Annotated in this window: 16 protein-coding genes and 1 pseudogene; 8 read left to right on the forward strand and 9 right to left on the reverse strand. The window is 60.3% G+C overall.

The window, feature by feature from the left end:
• Window positions 1–62 precede the first annotated feature (62 nt).
• Window positions 63–2,145 (reverse strand): annotated as a pseudogene (locus tag GFM02_RS22795) (putative bifunctional diguanylate cyclase/phosphodiesterase).
• A 296-nt stretch (window positions 2,146–2,441) separates the two neighbouring features.
• Between GFM02_RS22795 and GFM02_RS22800 the strand changes: the two are divergent.
• From GFM02_RS22800 to GFM02_RS22820, 5 genes are all read left to right on the forward strand, one after another.
• Entirely contained in the window at window positions 2,442–3,050 is a 609-nt protein-coding gene (locus GFM02_RS22800) for a 50S ribosomal protein L25/general stress protein Ctc (protein ID WP_168322877.1), read from the forward strand.
• Window positions 3,051–3,234: 184 nt separating this feature from the next.
• A complete protein-coding gene (locus tag GFM02_RS22805; protein WP_168322878.1) occupies window positions 3,235–5,586 on the forward strand; it encodes an EAL domain-containing protein in 2,352 nt (783 codons plus the stop codon).
• A 25-nt stretch (window positions 5,587–5,611) separates the two neighbouring features.
• Entirely contained in the window at window positions 5,612–6,325 is a 714-nt protein-coding gene (locus GFM02_RS22810) for a substrate-binding periplasmic protein (protein ID WP_026265367.1), read from the forward strand.
• A 190-nt stretch (window positions 6,326–6,515) separates the two neighbouring features.
• A complete protein-coding gene (gene pth / locus GFM02_RS22815) occupies window positions 6,516–7,247 on the forward strand; it encodes an aminoacyl-tRNA hydrolase (protein ID WP_168322879.1) in 732 nt (243 codons plus the stop codon).
• Window positions 7,244–7,705 (forward strand): GNAT family N-acetyltransferase, encoded by a 462-nt coding sequence (locus tag GFM02_RS22820; RefSeq protein ID WP_168322880.1) that lies wholly within the window; start codon window positions 7,244–7,246, stop codon window positions 7,703–7,705. Before pth ends, GFM02_RS22820 begins: the two co-directional genes overlap by 4 nt.
• Window positions 7,706–7,733: 28 nt before the next feature.
• Here GFM02_RS22820 and clpS read toward each other — a convergent pair whose 3' ends face one another.
• From clpS to GFM02_RS22835, 3 genes are all read right to left on the reverse strand, one after another.
• On the reverse strand, window positions 7,734–8,045 hold the full coding sequence (gene clpS / locus GFM02_RS22825; RefSeq protein ID WP_168322881.1) for an ATP-dependent Clp protease adapter ClpS: 312 nt from the start codon (window positions 8,043–8,045) through the stop codon (window positions 7,734–7,736).
• A 94-nt stretch (window positions 8,046–8,139) separates the two neighbouring features.
• Complete coding sequence (locus GFM02_RS22830) at window positions 8,140–8,538, reverse strand: type II toxin-antitoxin system VapC family toxin (protein WP_168322882.1); 399 nt, start codon at window positions 8,536–8,538, stop codon at window positions 8,140–8,142.
• Entirely contained in the window at window positions 8,528–8,806 is a 279-nt protein-coding gene (locus GFM02_RS22835) for an AbrB/MazE/SpoVT family DNA-binding domain-containing protein (protein WP_168322883.1), read from the reverse strand. The genes GFM02_RS22830 and GFM02_RS22835 overlap by 11 nt, the downstream gene beginning before the upstream one ends.
• Before the next feature lie 153 nt (window positions 8,807–8,959).
• Between GFM02_RS22835 and ychF the strand changes: the two genes are divergently transcribed.
• Window positions 8,960–10,063 carry a redox-regulated ATPase YchF gene (ychF, locus tag GFM02_RS22840; protein WP_168322884.1) on the forward strand — a complete coding sequence of 368 codons (1,104 nt, stop codon included), beginning with the start codon at window positions 8,960–8,962 and terminating at the stop codon, window positions 10,061–10,063.
• Between the two features lie 16 nt (window positions 10,064–10,079).
• Here the strand turns inward: ychF and GFM02_RS22845 are convergent, their stop codons facing one another.
• Window positions 10,080–11,159: a hypothetical protein gene (locus tag GFM02_RS22845; RefSeq protein WP_168322885.1), complete on the reverse strand. Its 1,080-nt coding sequence runs from the start codon at window positions 11,157–11,159 to the stop codon at window positions 10,080–10,082.
• Between the two features lie 81 nt (window positions 11,160–11,240).
• On the opposite strand from GFM02_RS22845, the gene GFM02_RS22850 reads away from it, so the two are divergent.
• Window positions 11,241–11,732 (forward strand): MaoC family dehydratase, encoded by a 492-nt coding sequence (locus tag GFM02_RS22850; RefSeq protein WP_168322886.1) that lies wholly within the window; start codon window positions 11,241–11,243, stop codon window positions 11,730–11,732.
• A gap of 16 nt (window positions 11,733–11,748) precedes the next feature.
• Window positions 11,749–12,216 (forward strand): MaoC family dehydratase, encoded by a 468-nt coding sequence (locus tag GFM02_RS22855; protein WP_168270711.1) that lies wholly within the window; start codon window positions 11,749–11,751, stop codon window positions 12,214–12,216.
• 21 nt (window positions 12,217–12,237) lie between these two features.
• Here GFM02_RS22855 and GFM02_RS22860 read toward each other — a convergent pair whose 3' ends face one another.
• The 4 genes from GFM02_RS22860 to petA all read right to left on the reverse strand — a co-directional run bounded on the left by GFM02_RS22860 (window position 12,238) and on the right by petA (window position 15,666).
• Window positions 12,238–12,780, reverse strand: coding sequence for an adenine phosphoribosyltransferase (locus GFM02_RS22860; RefSeq protein WP_131664596.1), 543 nt, complete (start codon window positions 12,778–12,780; stop codon window positions 12,238–12,240).
• 115 nt (window positions 12,781–12,895) lie between these two features.
• Window positions 12,896–13,780, reverse strand: a complete 885-nt coding sequence (locus GFM02_RS22865) for a cytochrome c1 (RefSeq protein ID WP_168322887.1) — start codon at window positions 13,778–13,780, stop codon at window positions 12,896–12,898.
• A 24-nt stretch (window positions 13,781–13,804) separates the two neighbouring features.
• The gene (locus GFM02_RS22870; RefSeq protein WP_020051055.1) at window positions 13,805–15,073 is read right to left on the reverse strand and encodes a cytochrome b; all 1,269 of its coding nucleotides are present in this window, start codon (window positions 15,071–15,073) and stop codon (window positions 13,805–13,807) included.
• Between the two features lie 14 nt (window positions 15,074–15,087).
• Window positions 15,088–15,666, reverse strand: a complete 579-nt coding sequence (gene petA, locus GFM02_RS22875) for a ubiquinol-cytochrome c reductase iron-sulfur subunit (RefSeq protein ID WP_026265370.1) — start codon at window positions 15,664–15,666, stop codon at window positions 15,088–15,090.
• Between the last annotated feature and the right edge of the window lie 252 nt (window positions 15,667–15,918).

A 15,918-nucleotide genomic window follows, 5' to 3' on the forward strand; every position in this document is an offset into this window, starting at 1 on the left:
TCCAAAGATGCGAAGCGCGCGGATGTCAACCTCAGCTGCGGCGGAGAAGGGCAATTTGCCGCTCACGCGGCCGCGGATTTCTTCACGACCGGCGCAAGAACCGTTTCCTGCTGTACGGCCGGCACCTCGCCGTTGACGATCGCCTCGATGCCCGAGCGCGGTCCCGGCTTGCCGAAGAGGAAGCCCTGCACTTGCAGACAGCCTTCCCGTCGCAGGAAGTCGATATGGTCTTCGTTTTCGACGCCTTCAGCAAGCACCGGTATGTCGAGGCTTGCTGCAAGAATTAGCGTCGAACGCACGATTGCAGCAGACTGCTTGTTGGTGACGACGCCGTCGACGAAGGCGCGGTCGATCTTGATCTTGTCGAACGGGAAGCTCTGCAGTGTCGACAGTGACGAATAACCCGTGCCGTAATCGTCCATCGCCACCTTTACGCCGAGCGCTTTCAGCCGGCGGATGGCCTGAAGCGCATGTTGATGATCGGCGATGATGCCGGATTCGGTGATCTCGATCTCGAGTCGCGCCGCCGGCAGGCCGGTCTCAAGCAGGATCTGATGCACGATCTGCGGTAGGCGGTTGTCGCCGAGCTGCTGCGGCGCGACGTTGACGGCGATGCGTAACGGGTTCTTCCAGGTCGCCGCTTCCGCGCAAGCGGCCCGCAGCACCCATTCACCAAGCTCAATGATAAAGCCGGTCTTCTCCGCGATCGGAATGAATTCGACGGGTGAGATGTAGCCGCGCACAGGATGTCTCCAGCGCAGGAGCACTTCCAGGCCAACGATGTCGCGCGTCACCGTGTCATTCTGCTGCTGGTAGAACAGCTCGAATTCGCCGCGTGCCAATCCCTCCCGCATCTCGCTCGCCAGCGCGTTGCGTTCGCGCGCTGCCTGGTCCATCGAGGGCTCGTAGAAGCATATGCTGTTGGTCGCTGTCGATTTTGCCCGATACATGGCGGTATCGGCCTGTGACAGCAGGTCGTCCAAAGTGTTCGCCTGTCCGGGATAGGTGGAGATACCGATACTGGAGCCGACGGTCAGCGCATGGCCGTTCCATTCGATCGGCCGGGCGATCTCGTCGAGCATGCGTTGTGCCAGTCCCTTGGCGTCCGAACGGACGAAATAATCGCACATGACCGCCACAAACTCGTCGCCGCCGACCCGCGACACGAACTGGCCGTTCTGCATGATCCTGGACAGCCGTTCGGCGACGGCGCGCAGCACGGCATCGCCGGCGGCGTGGCCGTGAACGTCGTTGATTTCCTTGAAACGGTCGAGGTCGAAGGAGAGCACGGCGATATTGGCCGTCATGTCCTTCGGCTTGTTGACCAGCGCCGACAGATGCTCGTTGAAGGCGGCGCGATTGGCAAGATTGGTCAGCGGGTCATGCAGCGACAGATGGCGATAACGCTCGACGGCTGCCTGGGTCGACTGCATGTCGATGATATAGGTGGAGGCGCCCAGCGCCAGGATGATGATCATGACGGCGCTGACGAGACCGGTCATGATGCCGTCAGAGATGATCTCGGTGGGTGCCGCAACAGTGGCATCCGGCAGGATCGTCAGCCCCGCCATGCCGGTGAAATGCGTGAGCACGATCGCAAGGATCAGCGAAAGGGCAGCCCCGTGGCGGCAGAAACGCGTGATCGGCCGGCAGACGCGATTGGTGGCGACTGCGCCGAACAAGCCGGCCAAGACCAGCGAGGCGACGACATAGGAGGTCTGCCATTCGAGACGACCCTCGATCTCGTAACCGGCGATCCCGACATAGTGCATGACCGCGATGCCGAGGCCGACGATCACGCCGCCTGCCTCGATAAGCGCGCTCTTCTGCGCGATTGACGCGATGGCAAAGCCGATCATCGTCGTCGCGACGGCGGCAAACAGCGACAGCAGCGTCAGCGTCGGCCCATAGCCGTTCGCCACCGGCGTCTGGTAACCGAGCATGGCGATGAAATGCGTCGTCCATGGTCGAGCCGCCAACGAAACCGGAGAGAAACAGCCAGTTGGTTTTCTGCAGCCCCTGCGATCGGCGCACCCGGGTGAAGAGGCGCATCGACAGCATCGATCCGAGCACACAGATAACAGTGGCGAAGATCAGATGCGGAAGGCTGTGTTCGACTGTGATGCAGGAAAGGACGCGCAACATGAGAGGCAACCGGCAAATTGAGACGGCCCTGCTTATATTGGCGGGTAAACGCAGGATTTATTAATCGCCGCCGATTTCGCTTTCGATGGTTAAACCTTGGCGAAAGCGTGTATATGGGCAAAAAACAACTCAAATCCGCAACTTGCGTTTCCGATCGACTTATAATATAGGCCACCGGTCCGTGTAGACACCCTTGGAGGCAACGCGGATGAGGTCGGGTCATCCCGCCTCCGGTTCGTCGGAACAAGGCTTTTGCCCGCCGCCGAACTCTCCAAATAACCTCGAAAGGAATAGCCATGAGCCAGGAAACTTACGAGCTCAAGGCCGAGGCGCGCGAACGGGTTGGTAAGGGGTCCGCCCGTGAACTTCGCCGCAACGGTTTGATTCCCGCTGTCATCTATGGTGACAAGCAGGCCCCCATTTCCATCGCTCTCAACACCAATGAGGTGACGAAGCGCATTCACGCCGGTGGTTTCATGACCACCGTGGCGACGATCGAAGTCGACGGCAAGAAGCACAAGGTTCTGCCGAAGGACTACCAGCTCGATCCGGTCCGTGACTTCACCATGCATGTCGATTTCCTACGCGTCTCCGGCAACACCCAAGTGACCGTCGAAATCCCCGTGCACTTCGTCAACGAAGAGAAGTCACCGGGCCTCAAGGTCGGCGGCGTTCTGAACATCGTTCGCCATGAAGTCGAAGTTCACTGCCCGGCCGATGCGATCCCCGAGTTCTTCAACATCGACCTCAGCGGCAAGAAGATCGGCGACAGCATCCATATCGCGGAAGTCACCCTGCCGAAGGGTGTCACCCCGGTCATCGACCGCGACTTCACGATCGCGACGATCATCGCTCCGGCTGCCGGCATCGATGAGAGCGCCGCGGAAGGCGAAGCCGAAGCCTGATCGCTTCGACCAATTTGTAAAGCATATGGCCCGCTTTCCCCTGGAAAGCGGGCTTTTCATTGCCCGGAAACGCCCCGTTTCAGCAACATTTAACAAATTCGTGAAAGCATGCTCCGTCAGCTGCGAAGAAGCCCGCCTCAACGCGCGACAGCAAATACGGCCGGCCCGGGGAGTAGACGGAACCATGAACAATTCCGTTGAGAACAGATTTTTTGCGATAGTTTGCGGAGCGCTGCTTGTTTTTGTCGCTCCCCTCTTTGTTCTCTTCCTTTTTCTTTCCTCGGAACGGGCCGACAAGGAAATACGCGACCATATCTCCGTTCTTCTTGTCGCCAATGCCCAGGCGCTGGCCAAACCCCTGTGGGACCTCGATGAGGACAGCGTCACCCAGATCAGCGCGACGGTCGTTTCCCAGGGCGCCATCGTCAAGGTCGAAGTGCGTGACCAGTCGGGCCAGCTCGACGTCAGCCAGTCCACCATTCCGCGCTCCTTCGACGGCAAGCTGGTGCAGGTGTCGCGCGCCATCATCTATAACAACGTCGACGGTCCGAAGAACCTCGGCAGCATCAGCGTCTATTATCCTGCGCTCGGCCTGTTTTCCGGCCTGAAGCAGGAAGAGGTCGTCTTCATCTCGATCTTCATCTTCGCGGTGCTGACCGTTTTCGGCACGGCGCTGATCGGCAACCGCTTCTTCGTCATCCAGCCGCTGATGCGGCTGACGGCGGCAATCGAGGCCACCCGCCAGTTGGGCTCCCGCCATCATGTCGACTGGCAGTCGAACGACGAGATGGGACGGCTTGCCCATAGCTTCAACGAGATGCAGACCAAGCTCGAAAGCGAGGAAAAGGAGCTGAAGCTCGCACACCGCCGCGCCACCGACATCTACAATCTGACGCCCGCCATGCTCTTCTCGCTCGACGAGGAAGACCGCATCACCGCCGTCAGCGATTATTGGCTGCTTGCCACAGGTTATAACCGCGCCGCCGTCATCGGCCGCAACTTCGCCAATCTCGTCACCCCCGCGACCCGCGACAAATTCGTCAAGCGCCGCCAAGCCGAAAGCGGCATGACCGTCACCGTCAAGTTCGTTTGCCTGGATGGCCGCACCATGGACGTCCTCATCATGGAATCGGAGGCGGGAGCTGGCGCTCAGGACCGCCTCTCGCTATCGGTCATGACCGATGTGACCGAACTCAAGGCGTCCGAGGATCGCAACCACCGCCAGGCAATCACCGATCACCTGACCGGGCTTCTCAATCGCCAGGGCTTCGAAGCCGTGCTCGACAACAAGATCGCCGCCGCCGATGCCGCCGGCCAGGAACTCGCCTGTCTCTTCGTCGATCTCGACCGTTTCAAGTGGATCAACGACAATATGGGCCATGCCGCCGGTGACATGGCGCTGGTCGAGCTAGTCGAGCGCCTGAAGACCCATCTTGCCCCCTCCGACGAGGCGGCCCGTCTCGGCGGCGACGAATTTGCCATCCTGCTGCCGGCCAAGGACGCCGAAAGCCGCGCCAAGGTGATGTGCGAGCAGATTGCCTCGATCTTCGAAACGCCATTCGCCCCCGACATGCATCTGAGCGCTTCCGTCGGCATCGCCATCTATCCGCATCATGCTGCAACCGCGGCCGAGCTGCTGCAAAAATCCGACATGGCGATGTATGCCAAGAAACGCGACGGCAAGAACGGCGCGCAGCTCTTCGACAATGCCATGCTCGACCGCGCTCGCAGCCGCGCCGAAATCGAGGCCAATATCGAAGCCGGCCTGGTCGACAACTGGTTCGAAGCCTTCCTGCAGCCGATCGTCACCCTGAACGGCCGCGGCATTGCCGGTTTCGAGGCGCTGATGCGCCTCAACCATCCGCAGAAGGGCATGATGTCGCCGGCCGAGATCATCAGCGTCGCCGAGGAAACGGCAAAGATCGTCCGCGTCGGCAACGTCATCATGGAAAAAGCGATCGCCAACCTCGCGAAGATTTCCCGCATATCAGGCATGCAGGATACCTATCTCGCCATCAACTTCTCGCCGCTGCAGTTCGAGCCGGCGCTGCCGGCCCGTCTTGCCGCCGTCATCGGCCGCCACGGCATCCGCCCCGAGCGCATCGTCGTCGAGATCACCGAAGCCGTGCTGATGCACGACAACCCGCAGATCCGCTTGATCGTCACGGAGCTTCGTCGTTTCGGCTGCCGCATCGCGCTTGACGATTTCGGCACGGGCTATTCGTCGCTGAGCTACCTCAACCGTTTCCCCGTCGACATCATCAAGATCGACCAGTCCTTCACCCGCGCGATCAACGACGGCGACGACGACGTGCGTCAGAAGAGCCGGATGCTGATCGAAGGCATCACCACGCTTTCCCACAAGATGAACTGCACCGTTATTGCCGAGGGCATCGAGACCGAAGAGGAATGCCGCACGCTCCACCAGATGGGGCTTGACTACGGCCAGGGCTATCTCTTCCATCGTCCGCAGCACGCCGCCACGCTGATCGACGAACTGACGGCCTCGCAATCGGCCGTCGCACGTGCCTCGTGAACGAAGAACCAAGGAGATGATACGGATGAAAAAGCTCCTGCTTCTCGCATGCCTGGCGCTGCCCTGCACCGCCCATGCGCAAACGGTGACGTTCACGACCGAGGACTATGCCCCCTTCAACTACCGCGAAGGCAAGGAGATCAAGGGCGCGACCGTCGAGCAGGTCGAAAAGGTGATGGCCGCGATCGGCGTCGACTACACGATCGAGATCATGCCCTGGGCGCGTGCTTTCAGCCTCGCCCGCACGGCGCCGATGACTTGTGTCTTTGCGACCGCCCACAACGGCGCACGCGACCCGTTGTTCAAATGGGTCGAGCCGCTGCTCATCGACCGCAACATCCTGATCACCCGCAAGGGCTCGGGCGTCACCGCCGGCAATCTGGACGAGGCGAAGAAATATACGGTCGGCACGCAGCGCGAGGATTATACCGAGACGATCCTGAAGGAGAAGGGTTTCACCAAGCTCGATGTCGCCAGCGACTTCAATGCGACGCTGCGCAAACTGCTTGGCGGGCGCATCGACATGATGCCGATCTCCGAACTCTATTTCGAAAAACTGAAGGCCGACCAGCCGGTGGAATTGGTGACCGTGCTCTCCGCCCAGCCAATGGGCATCGCCTGCGAGAAGAACTTTCCGGACGATCTGCTCGCCAGGATGCAGGCTGCTCTCGACAAGCTGATCGCCGATGGCGACCAGAAGCAGATCTTCCTGAAATACGGCATGAACCTGTCGGAATGACTCCGGAGACAACTGCCCTTTCCGCTTGACTTTGCTTTCATTTCGCGGTGGTGAACGGCGGGAAGTTTTAAAGCGCGTCGCGATCTTTCAGATTCGCTTGTCGCGCTTTAGGTCTTTGTTTTTACGCATGTGATTGTCGCAAAACCGCTGCACACTTTGCGCGACATGCTTTAGCGAGGAAAGACAGGCCATGCTGATCATCGCGGGTCTCGGCAATCCCGGCAGCAAATACGCCGGCAACCGCCACAATATCGGCTTCATGGCCGTCGACGCCATCCATCGGCGCCACGGCTTTTCGCCCTGGTCGAAGAAGTTCAGGGCCGAGATCGCCGAGGGCGAGGTCGGCGGCGAGAAAGTGCTGCTGATGAAGCCGCAGACCTTCATGAACCTTTCCGGCGAGTCCGTCGGCGAAGCGATGCGTTTCTACAAGCTCCAGCCGGCCGATCTCCTGGCCATCTACGACGAGCTCGACCTTCCCCAGGGCAAGGCGCGGCTGAAGACCGGCGGCGGCCACAACGGCCACAACGGCATCAAGTCGCTCGACGCCCATTGCGGCAGGGAATACCGGCGGCTACGCCTCGGTATCGGCCATCCCGGCATCAAGGAAATGGTGCAGAACCATGTGCTCGGCGATTTCGCCAAGGCCGACAAGGCCTGGCTGGAGCCGCTTCTCGACACGCTCGCCGACAATGCCGACATGCTGGTGCGAAACGAAGATTCGCAGCTGATGAACAAGATTGCGCTGGCGCTCGGCGGAAAGGCCGAGGAGGAGAAACCGGCAAAAGAAAAGAAGGATGTCGAGAAGAAGCCGGCCAGCCAGTCGCATATCCATCAGGCCCGCAACCACAATCAGCCGAAGTTGCCGGCCACCGGCCCGATGGCCGACATGCTGAAAAAGATGTTCGGCAAAAAGGGCGATTGAGACCTATGCCGGATCAAGGCGTCATCATCCGCCCGGCTGCCCGCGGCGATCTCGCCGGTCTCATGACGCTTTACCGTCACCTGAACCCCACCGATCCGGTTCTTGACGACGCCATTGCCGAAGAACGCTTTTCCGCCATCCTGGCCCAGCCCGGCATGACCATATTCATTGGTCTTGCGGGTGAGGTCGCCGTCGCCACCGTCACAAGCATCGTCCTGCCGAACCTGACACGGAACGGCGCGCCCTATGCGCTCATCGAAAACGTCGTCACCCATGCCGATCATCGCAAGCGCGGTTATGCCCGCGCCGTCATCGGCCACGCGCTTGCCGAGGCCTGGAACGCCGGATGCTACAAGGTGATGCTGCTTACCGGCTCCAAGAATCCGGCAACGTTGCGCTTCTATGAGAATTGCGGTTTCGTGCAGGAAAAGACCGGCTATCAGATCCGCCGGCCATGACTCCATCGGGGCGGCCCTCGGAAAGCGCCTATTCCTCCGGTTCGGTGGTGAACATCAGCGGAAAGCCCATGCCCTTGGCAAGGTCGATACCCTCCTTGGCCTTGGTCTCGGCGATATCCCTGGCGCAGACCACGACCACGCAGGAACCGAGCTTGTGCGCCGTCATCATCACCCGGTAACCCGTCTCCTCGCTCATGCGGAAGACGGCCTTCAGGATCATGATGACGAGTTCGCGTGGGGTATAATCGTCATTGACGAGGATGACCTTGTAGAGCTTCGGCTTGTCCAGCTTGAGCTTCACTTTGGCCTTCGGTTTCAGGGCAATGTCATTGTCACTCATCGGAAAAATCCACCCGTTGATGACATGGAAAAGGCGGAGAAACGTCCACCACCAATATATTGCACCGTAAGCACGGCAGTTCAATGACGGAGTGTTATTCCGCGGAGAGCAGGAGGCAATTCTGGCCGGCTTTTTCCAGGATTGCGGCAGCCTTCTTGTTGAATGTCACGAATGTTTCGCCGCCAAGCCTGCGACCTTCGAAGACGATGATGCCATCGGCGAAGTCCCCGCCAGCATCGAGAAAGGATAATCCGGCTTCGACGGCAACTCTGTCGTAGACAACCTTCCTGTCCGATATCAGCAGCCGGATGGCTGCTGATATCTCTGAAGCGCCCGTGCGATAGACCCGGCTGGCGACCCAGACGAATTCGCAAAACGTCAGATTGGAAATGAACAGGCGTTCGGCCTCGCGCATGAACGTCCTTGCACGCTCAGTTTGCTTCGGATCGTCATGCACGGCCGAACGTACGAGCACATTCGTATCAACGATCATTGTCGACGCCGACCTCGCCTGCCCAGCCCGCCTTTATGGCCTCATCGATCTCTTCGAGCGTCGCATGAATATTCTCCTTGTTCTCCAAACTCCCGAAGAAGCTTTCCACCGAACCGGCGACCGGCCGCCTCTCAACAGCAATGACCTCGAGTTTGCCGCCAGGCAGGAGATCGACATCGATCCTGTCGCCAGGCCTGACCCCGAGATGCTGAAGCACCTCCTTTTTCAGGGTGACCTGCCCCTTTGCCGTCACAGTCAGAGTTGCCATGATGATGGTATCCTTTGCTCCAAAAGTAAGGCTAAACCGCCTTACCTTCAAGCCGAGCGCCTCAGCTTTTTCAATTCATGTTGCGAACCCTTGACCCGGGGCGGCCATTCCCGCATAGGCAGGGCAAAGTTACCAATAGATATGGATCAAGCCATGGGCTTCAAATGCGGTATCGTCGGGCTGCCGAATGTCGGCAAATCGACCCTCTTCAACGCGCTTACCAAGACGGCGGCGGCACAGGCGGCGAACTACCCCTTCTGCACCATCGAGCCGAACACCGGCGAAGTCGCCGTTCCCGATCCGCGCATGCGCAAGCTTGCCGACGTCGCCAAGTCGAAAGAACTGATCCCGACCCGCATCTCCTTCGTCGATATTGCCGGCCTGGTGCGCGGCGCCTCGAAGGGCGAAGGCCTCGGCAACCAGTTCCTCGCCAATATCCGCGAGGTCGACGCCATCGTCCATGTGCTGCGCTGCTTCGAAGACAGCGACATCACCCATGTCGAGGGCCGCATCAACCCGGTCGCCGATGCCGAGACGATCGAGACCGAGCTGATGCTTGCCGACCTCGAAAGCCTGGAGCGCCGCACCGAGCAGACGCGCAAGCGCGCCACCGGCAAGGACAAGGATTCGGTGGCGATGCTGCCGATCATGGAAGCCTCGCTGAAGCTGCTCAACGAAGGCAAGCCGGTGCGCACGCTGCTGTCGACACTCGATGCGGAAGAAATCGTCATCCTCAAGAGCCTCAACCTTCTGACCTCGCATCCGGTGCTCTACGTCTGCAACGTCGCCGAAGGCGATGCCTCGACCGGCAACGAATTCACCGAGGCCGTTGCCATCATGGCGAAGGAACAGGGTGCCGAAACCGTCGTCATCTCGGCGGCGATCGAAGCGGAGGTCGCCCAGCTTCCCGAGGAGGAAGCCAAGGAATTCCTCTCTGCCCTCGACCTTGACGAGGCGGGCCTCGACCGGCTGATCCGCGCCGGCTACAAGCTGCTCCACCTCATCACCTATTTTACCGTCGGCCCGAAGGAAACGCGCGCCTGGACGATCGAGCGCGGCACCAAGGCGCCGCAGGCCGCCGGCGTCATCCATTCGGATTTCGAGCGCGGCTTCATCCGCGCCAACACCATCGCCTATGACGACTACATCAAATATAACGGCGAAGTCGGCGCCAAGGATGCCGGCAAGGCGCGCGACGAAGGCAAGGAATACGTCGTCCAAGACGGCGACGTCATCCACTTCCGCTTTAATACTTGATCAAATCGCTGCCGCCCTAACCAGGCGGCAGCCTGTTCGCGATTGCCGGAGGGAGTGCCCTAAGCAACATCCGGCGCAGCGGCATCCAGCCCGTTCCGATAATGAGAACGATCGCGCCGACGACGATCAGCGTCGTGTAGATGTAGGTGTCGACAGTCGCACTTCCGTGCCGGAAGACGCTGAAGATCGCAACGCCGAGCGACAACAGCCCCGAAGTGACGAAGGCGCGGCGGTCGATGACGAGGCCGATCAGCATCAGCGCCGCCACCGTCGCGACGACCACAGGCGTCCGGGCCGACATGTTCGCCAGGTCGAAGATACGGCCGCTTTCCTCGAACGACAGCAAGGAAACGGTGCTGTAGAGCATCGCCGGCGCCGCGCCGAGATGCAGCCAGAAAGCGATATCCGAGCGCGTCGTCCGGCGCAGCCGGTCGCCGAGGTCGAAATAGAGCGCCGTCGCGAAGAGGCCGAGCGCGCAGACGAGCGAGACCGCAGCCAGCACGGCAAGATGGTCGGCGAAAAACGTCGGATTACCGCTTACCCATTGCACCAAACGCAAAAGCAGGGTGAGCACGAAGGCAAGCGTCGACATGATGGAGAGCGCCAGCGCCAAGGGCACGCGATAGCGGGCATAGTAAACGCCGAGGATGATCGGGAAGCCGGCAACGAGCTGTGTCACCTCCGCTCCGAAGGATCCGGAGGTCTGTGCCCACGGCGGGAAGAAGCCGGACATCAGCGGCCATGTCCAGCAGAACAGCGCGATCGTCAGGCTGACGGCCGGCAAAGCAAGCCGCTGGCTCCGCACCAGGATTTCCGAAAGCACGATGATGGCAGCCGGCACGGCGTAAAGCGGCGCAAGGCCCCAGAGGCCGACGAGCGCGACGATAACGCCGATGGTGATCAGCACGTCGTGGAAGCCTCGCACGAAACGCGGCGTCTCCGTATCCGACCAGGCCTGCTCCTCGGCCACCATTCCAGGCGCCCCAGCGACGGCCACGCCCCGCTCGATGAGGAACGGCAAAAGCCGCCCGCCCGCCTCCGGCGAAATCAGCTCCTGGCGCACGGCCTCGTCGAGTATCGACCTTAGTTCAGTCATGCCGGTTTATCTCCCCGGAATCATTGAGCCCGCGCGGATGCTATTGTAAGCATTGTGCGCTGCATATGGCGGGAGGAGTGAATGTCGGCAGAAAAGCTTTCCTTCGAGGATTTCCAGCCCGGCCGCCGCTTCGCGCTTGGCCCGAAGCCGGTGACCACCGAGGAAATCATTGAGTTTGCAAGCGAATTCGACCCGCAACCGATGCATCTCGATGAGGCTGCCGGCCGCGCCAGCATTCTCGGCGGCCTTGCCGCCTCCGGCTGGCATACCTCTTCGATGTTCATGCGCATGATGGCCGACAGTTATGTGCTGCATTCGCTCTGCGAGCGTGCGCCGGGCGTCGATCTGATGGAATGGCGAAAGCCGGTGCTTGCCGGCGACACGCTCTCCGGCCACTCGATCGTGCTTGAAGCCCGGCCGATGCGATCGCGCCCCGGCATCGGCATCGTCAAGTTTCGCCACGAGGTGGAAAACCAGCGCGGCGAACTTGTCTGCGTCTCGGAGAATTCGGTCATGTTCGGCATGCGCGCCCGTCCCGCGGATATCGGCATAAGCCCGGAGACGTCAGCATGAGCCCGGAGGCGTCAGCATGAGAATGTCCGAGCTTTACGCGGTTGGCGAGAAGGCCGAGATCGGCAGCTATACTTTTACCGAGGAAAACATCATCCGTTTCGCGACACGCTACGATCCGCAGCGTTTCCACCTCGACAAAGAAGCCGCCAAAGGCACCCTCTTCGGCGATCTCTGCGCCTCGGGCTGGCACACCACCGCAGCCTGGATGCGAACCTTCCTCGCCTTTTGGGAAAGACAGAGCGCCGCACTCGCGCAAAACGGCCTGACGTCGCCGAACCTCGGCCCCTCACCCGGTTTCCAGAAACTGCAATGGCTGCGGCCGGTCTTCGCAGGCGACGTCGTGACCTATTCCGTCGCCTTCCTCTCCAGCCGCGCGCTCGCGTCGCGGCCGGGATGGCACCTCAACACCATCCTCTGCGAGGGCGTCAATCAAAACGGAGATGCCGTTATCCGCTTCGAAAGCAGCGTCCTCGAATTCGACTGACACAGCCGGAATGGCACCCGGTCAGTGACCGGAGAATTCGACCAGTGTGTGCACGACGACGCCGAGCTCTTCCAGCTTCCTGCGGCCGCCAAGATCCGGCAGGTCGATGACGAAACAGGCGCCGACGACTTCCGCACCAATCTGGCGCAATAGCCTCGTCGCGCCGACCGCGGTGCCGCCGGTGGCGATCAGGTCGTCGACCAGGATCACCTTCTCGCCGGGTTGGACAGCATCGCGATGCATCTCCATCTCGTCGACGCCATATTCCAGGCTGTAGGCGATGCGCACAGTCTCGTGCGGCAGCTTGCCCTTCTTGCGGATCGGTACGAAGCCTGAGGAAAGCTGGTGCGCCACCGCGCCGCCGAGGATGAAGCCGCGCGCCTCCATGCCGGCGATCTTGTCGATCTTCGTGCCGGCATAGGGCTGCACGAGTTCGTCGACCGCCCGGCGGAAAGCCCGAGGGTTGCCGAGCAGCGTGGTGATGTCGCGGAAGATGATGCCGGGCTTGGGATAGTCAGGAATGGAGCGGATGCTGGCTGCGAGCTCCGAAGTCGTATTATTCATGGAAAATCCATATCTGCGAACGCATGAAACTGGCCGCACCCTACCAATTACGAGGGGCGGAACCAACAAAAAAGGCGGCCCGTAGGCCGCCTTTCGAAATCCGGCGGGGAACCGCTCAATGTTCCTTATTGGCGTAGATCGAGCGCTTCGTCAGATAGATCAGCACCGTGAAAATCGCCAGGAAGACCATGACCATGAAGCCCGTGCGTTTGCGCTCCTCGAGATGCGGCTCCGCTGCCCACATCAGGAAGGCGGTGACATCCTTCGAATACTGGTCGACCGTCGCCGGCGCGCCGTCGTCATAGGTCACCTGGCCGTCAGAGAGCGGCTTTGGCATGGCAAGGACGGCGGCAGCATTGAAATAAGGGTTATAATGTCCCCCCTGCGGCACTTGGAAACCGGCCGGCGGCTCTTCATAGCCGGTCAGCAGTGCGTGGATATAGTCCGGGCCGCTTTCCTGATATTGCGTGAAAATGTCGAAAACGAACTGCGGAAAGCCGCGCTCGACTGAGCGGGCCTTGGCAATCAGCGAAAAATCGGGCGGAGCCGCGCCATTGTTGGAAGCAGCCGCGGCTTCAGCATTGGGGAAAGGCGACGGGAAGTAATCGGAAGGAACCGCCTTGCGGGTAAACATCTCGCCGCTGGCGTCGGGACCATCCTGGACCTCGTAGTTCGCGGCGAAGGCCTTCACCTGCGCCTCGGAATAGCCGAGCTCGTCGAGCGTGCGGAAAGGCACGAGCTTCATCGAATGACAGGCTGCACAGACTTCCGTGTAGACCTTGAGGCCGCGCTGGAGCTGGCCCTTGTCGTAATGGCCGAACGGACCGGCGAAAGACCATTCCTCTTCCTTCGGATGCTTCAGCGGATAGTGAGGCGTTTCGCTTTCCTCGTGATGGGCCGGAGCTGCACCGTTGGCGGGCGTCGCCTCCTGAGCCAGCACGGCACTGCCGAAACTGGCGGCGAATGCGAACGAAAGAATGCTTGTAACAAGCGTTTTCATATTTCTATTCCCTTCCGTCGCTCGCTATGCCTTGACCACTACGGTCTTGTTGCGCTTTTCGAGCACCGCTTCGGTAATCGAGTTCGGGATGCGGCGCGGTGTTTCCACCAAGCCGAGAACCGGCATCGCGACCAGGAAGAAAGCGAAGTAGAGGAGCGTGCAGATCTGCGAGATCGTGGTGAACAGGCCCTCCGCCGGCTGCGAGCCAAGCCAGCCGAGGATGATCGCGTTGATCACGAACAACCAGTAGAACAGCTTGTACCAGGGACGGTAGACGGCGGAACGGACCTTTGAGGTATCGAGCCAGGGCAGGAAGAACAGTACGATAATCGCGCCGAACATCACCAGCACGCCGCCGAGCTTGGAATCGATCGGGCCGACGTTGAAGGTGATCGAGCGCAGCATCGCATAGAACGGCAGGAAGTACCATTCCGGAACGATGTGGGCCGGCGTCTTCAACGGATCGGCCGGGATGTAGTTGTCGGCATGACCGAGGAAGTTCGGCAGGTAGAAGACGAAATAGGCATAGACCAGCAGGAAGACCGATACGCCAAGCGCATCCTTCATCGTCGCATAAGGCGTGAAACGCACCGTATCCGTCTTCGTTTTGACCTCGACGCCCGTTGGGTTCGTCTGGCCGGTGACGTGCAGCGCCCAGATATGCAGGACGACGACGCCGGCGATCATGAAGGGGAGCAGGTAATGCAGCGAAAAGAAGCGGTTCAGCGTCGGCTGTTCGACGGCAAAGCCGCCGAGTAGGAACTGCTGCAACCATTCGCCAATCAGGGGAAAGGCCGAGAAGAAGCCGGTGATGACGGTGGCGCCCCAGAAGGACATCTGGCCCCACGGCAGAACGTAACCCATGAAGCCGGTCGCCATCATCAGGAGATAAATGACCACGCCGAGAATCCAGAGAATTTCGCGCGGCGCCTTGTAGGAGCCGTAGTAGAGGCCGCGGGCAATATGCAGGTAGACCGCGACGAAGAAGAAAGACGCGCCATTGGCATGCATATAGCGCAGCAGCCAGCCATGATTGACGTCGCGCATGATCTTTTCAACGGAGTTGAAGGCAATCGTCGTCTCGGCGGCATAGTGCATGGCGAGAACCACACCCGTCAATATCTGCAGGATCAGCATGACGGAGAGCATTGCGCCAAAAGTATAGGCATAGTTCAGGTTACGCGGAACCGGATAGGCGACGAAACTATCATAGACCATGCGCGGCAGTGGAAGGCGCGCATCGACCCATTTCTCGAGGCCGGTTGATGGCTCGTAGCTGGAATGGCCACTCATATATCAGTCTCCCCTCAACCGATCTTGATTTTGGTATCGGACACAAATGAAAAGGTCGGGATCGGCAGGTTCTCGGGCGCAGGACCTTTGCGAACGCGGCCGGCCGTGTCGTAGACCGAGCCATGGCAGGGACAGAACCAACCATTGTATTCGCCGGCCTGGCCGAGCGGTACGCAGCCGAGATGCGTGCAGGTGCCGATCATGACGATCCAGTTTTCCTTGTCCTTGCCGCCCGAACGGTCAACACCCGTTGCCTGAGCGTCGGCGGGAAGGTTTGCATTGCGCGCGATCGGGTCCTTGAGATCCGACAGCGGAACATCGGCTGCGGCCGTTACTTCTTCCGGGGTGCGATTGCGGATGAAGATCGGCTTGCCGCGCCATTTGACTGTCAGCGACATGCCGGGTTCCAGGCTGGCAACGTCGACTTCGATTGAGGCGAGAGCGAGCGTCGAAGCGTCAGGACGCATCTGATCGATGAACGGCCAAGCGACCGCGACGGCGCCGACTGCGCCCGCCATACCAGTGGTGAGATAAAGGAAATCACGGCGAGTGGGTTCGCCCGTGCCCTCGCTTGTCGTTTCGTGTTCGCTCACGGCTAACATCCTCTGCGCAATTTTCGCGGAATTCCGCCCTACCCCTCAACCGGCGAATCTCTCTAGACACAATTCGGCCATAGATTCCCCAGCAATCCGGCGCGTTCTATGCTTGATCGCAAATTATGTCCAGCCTTGGCAAGGGGATGAGGGCACAATGTCGCGGGAAATTTGGGATGAATTTTTTAAGGCAAACACGCGCTTGCCATTATGTTGCATTGCAACAAAAATGCCCTCGTGATAGGCGCAGTC

Source organism: Rhizobium leguminosarum bv. viciae (assembly GCF_012276115.1).
Taxonomy (GTDB): Bacteria; Pseudomonadota; Alphaproteobacteria; order Rhizobiales; family Rhizobiaceae; genus Rhizobium; species Rhizobium leguminosarum_T.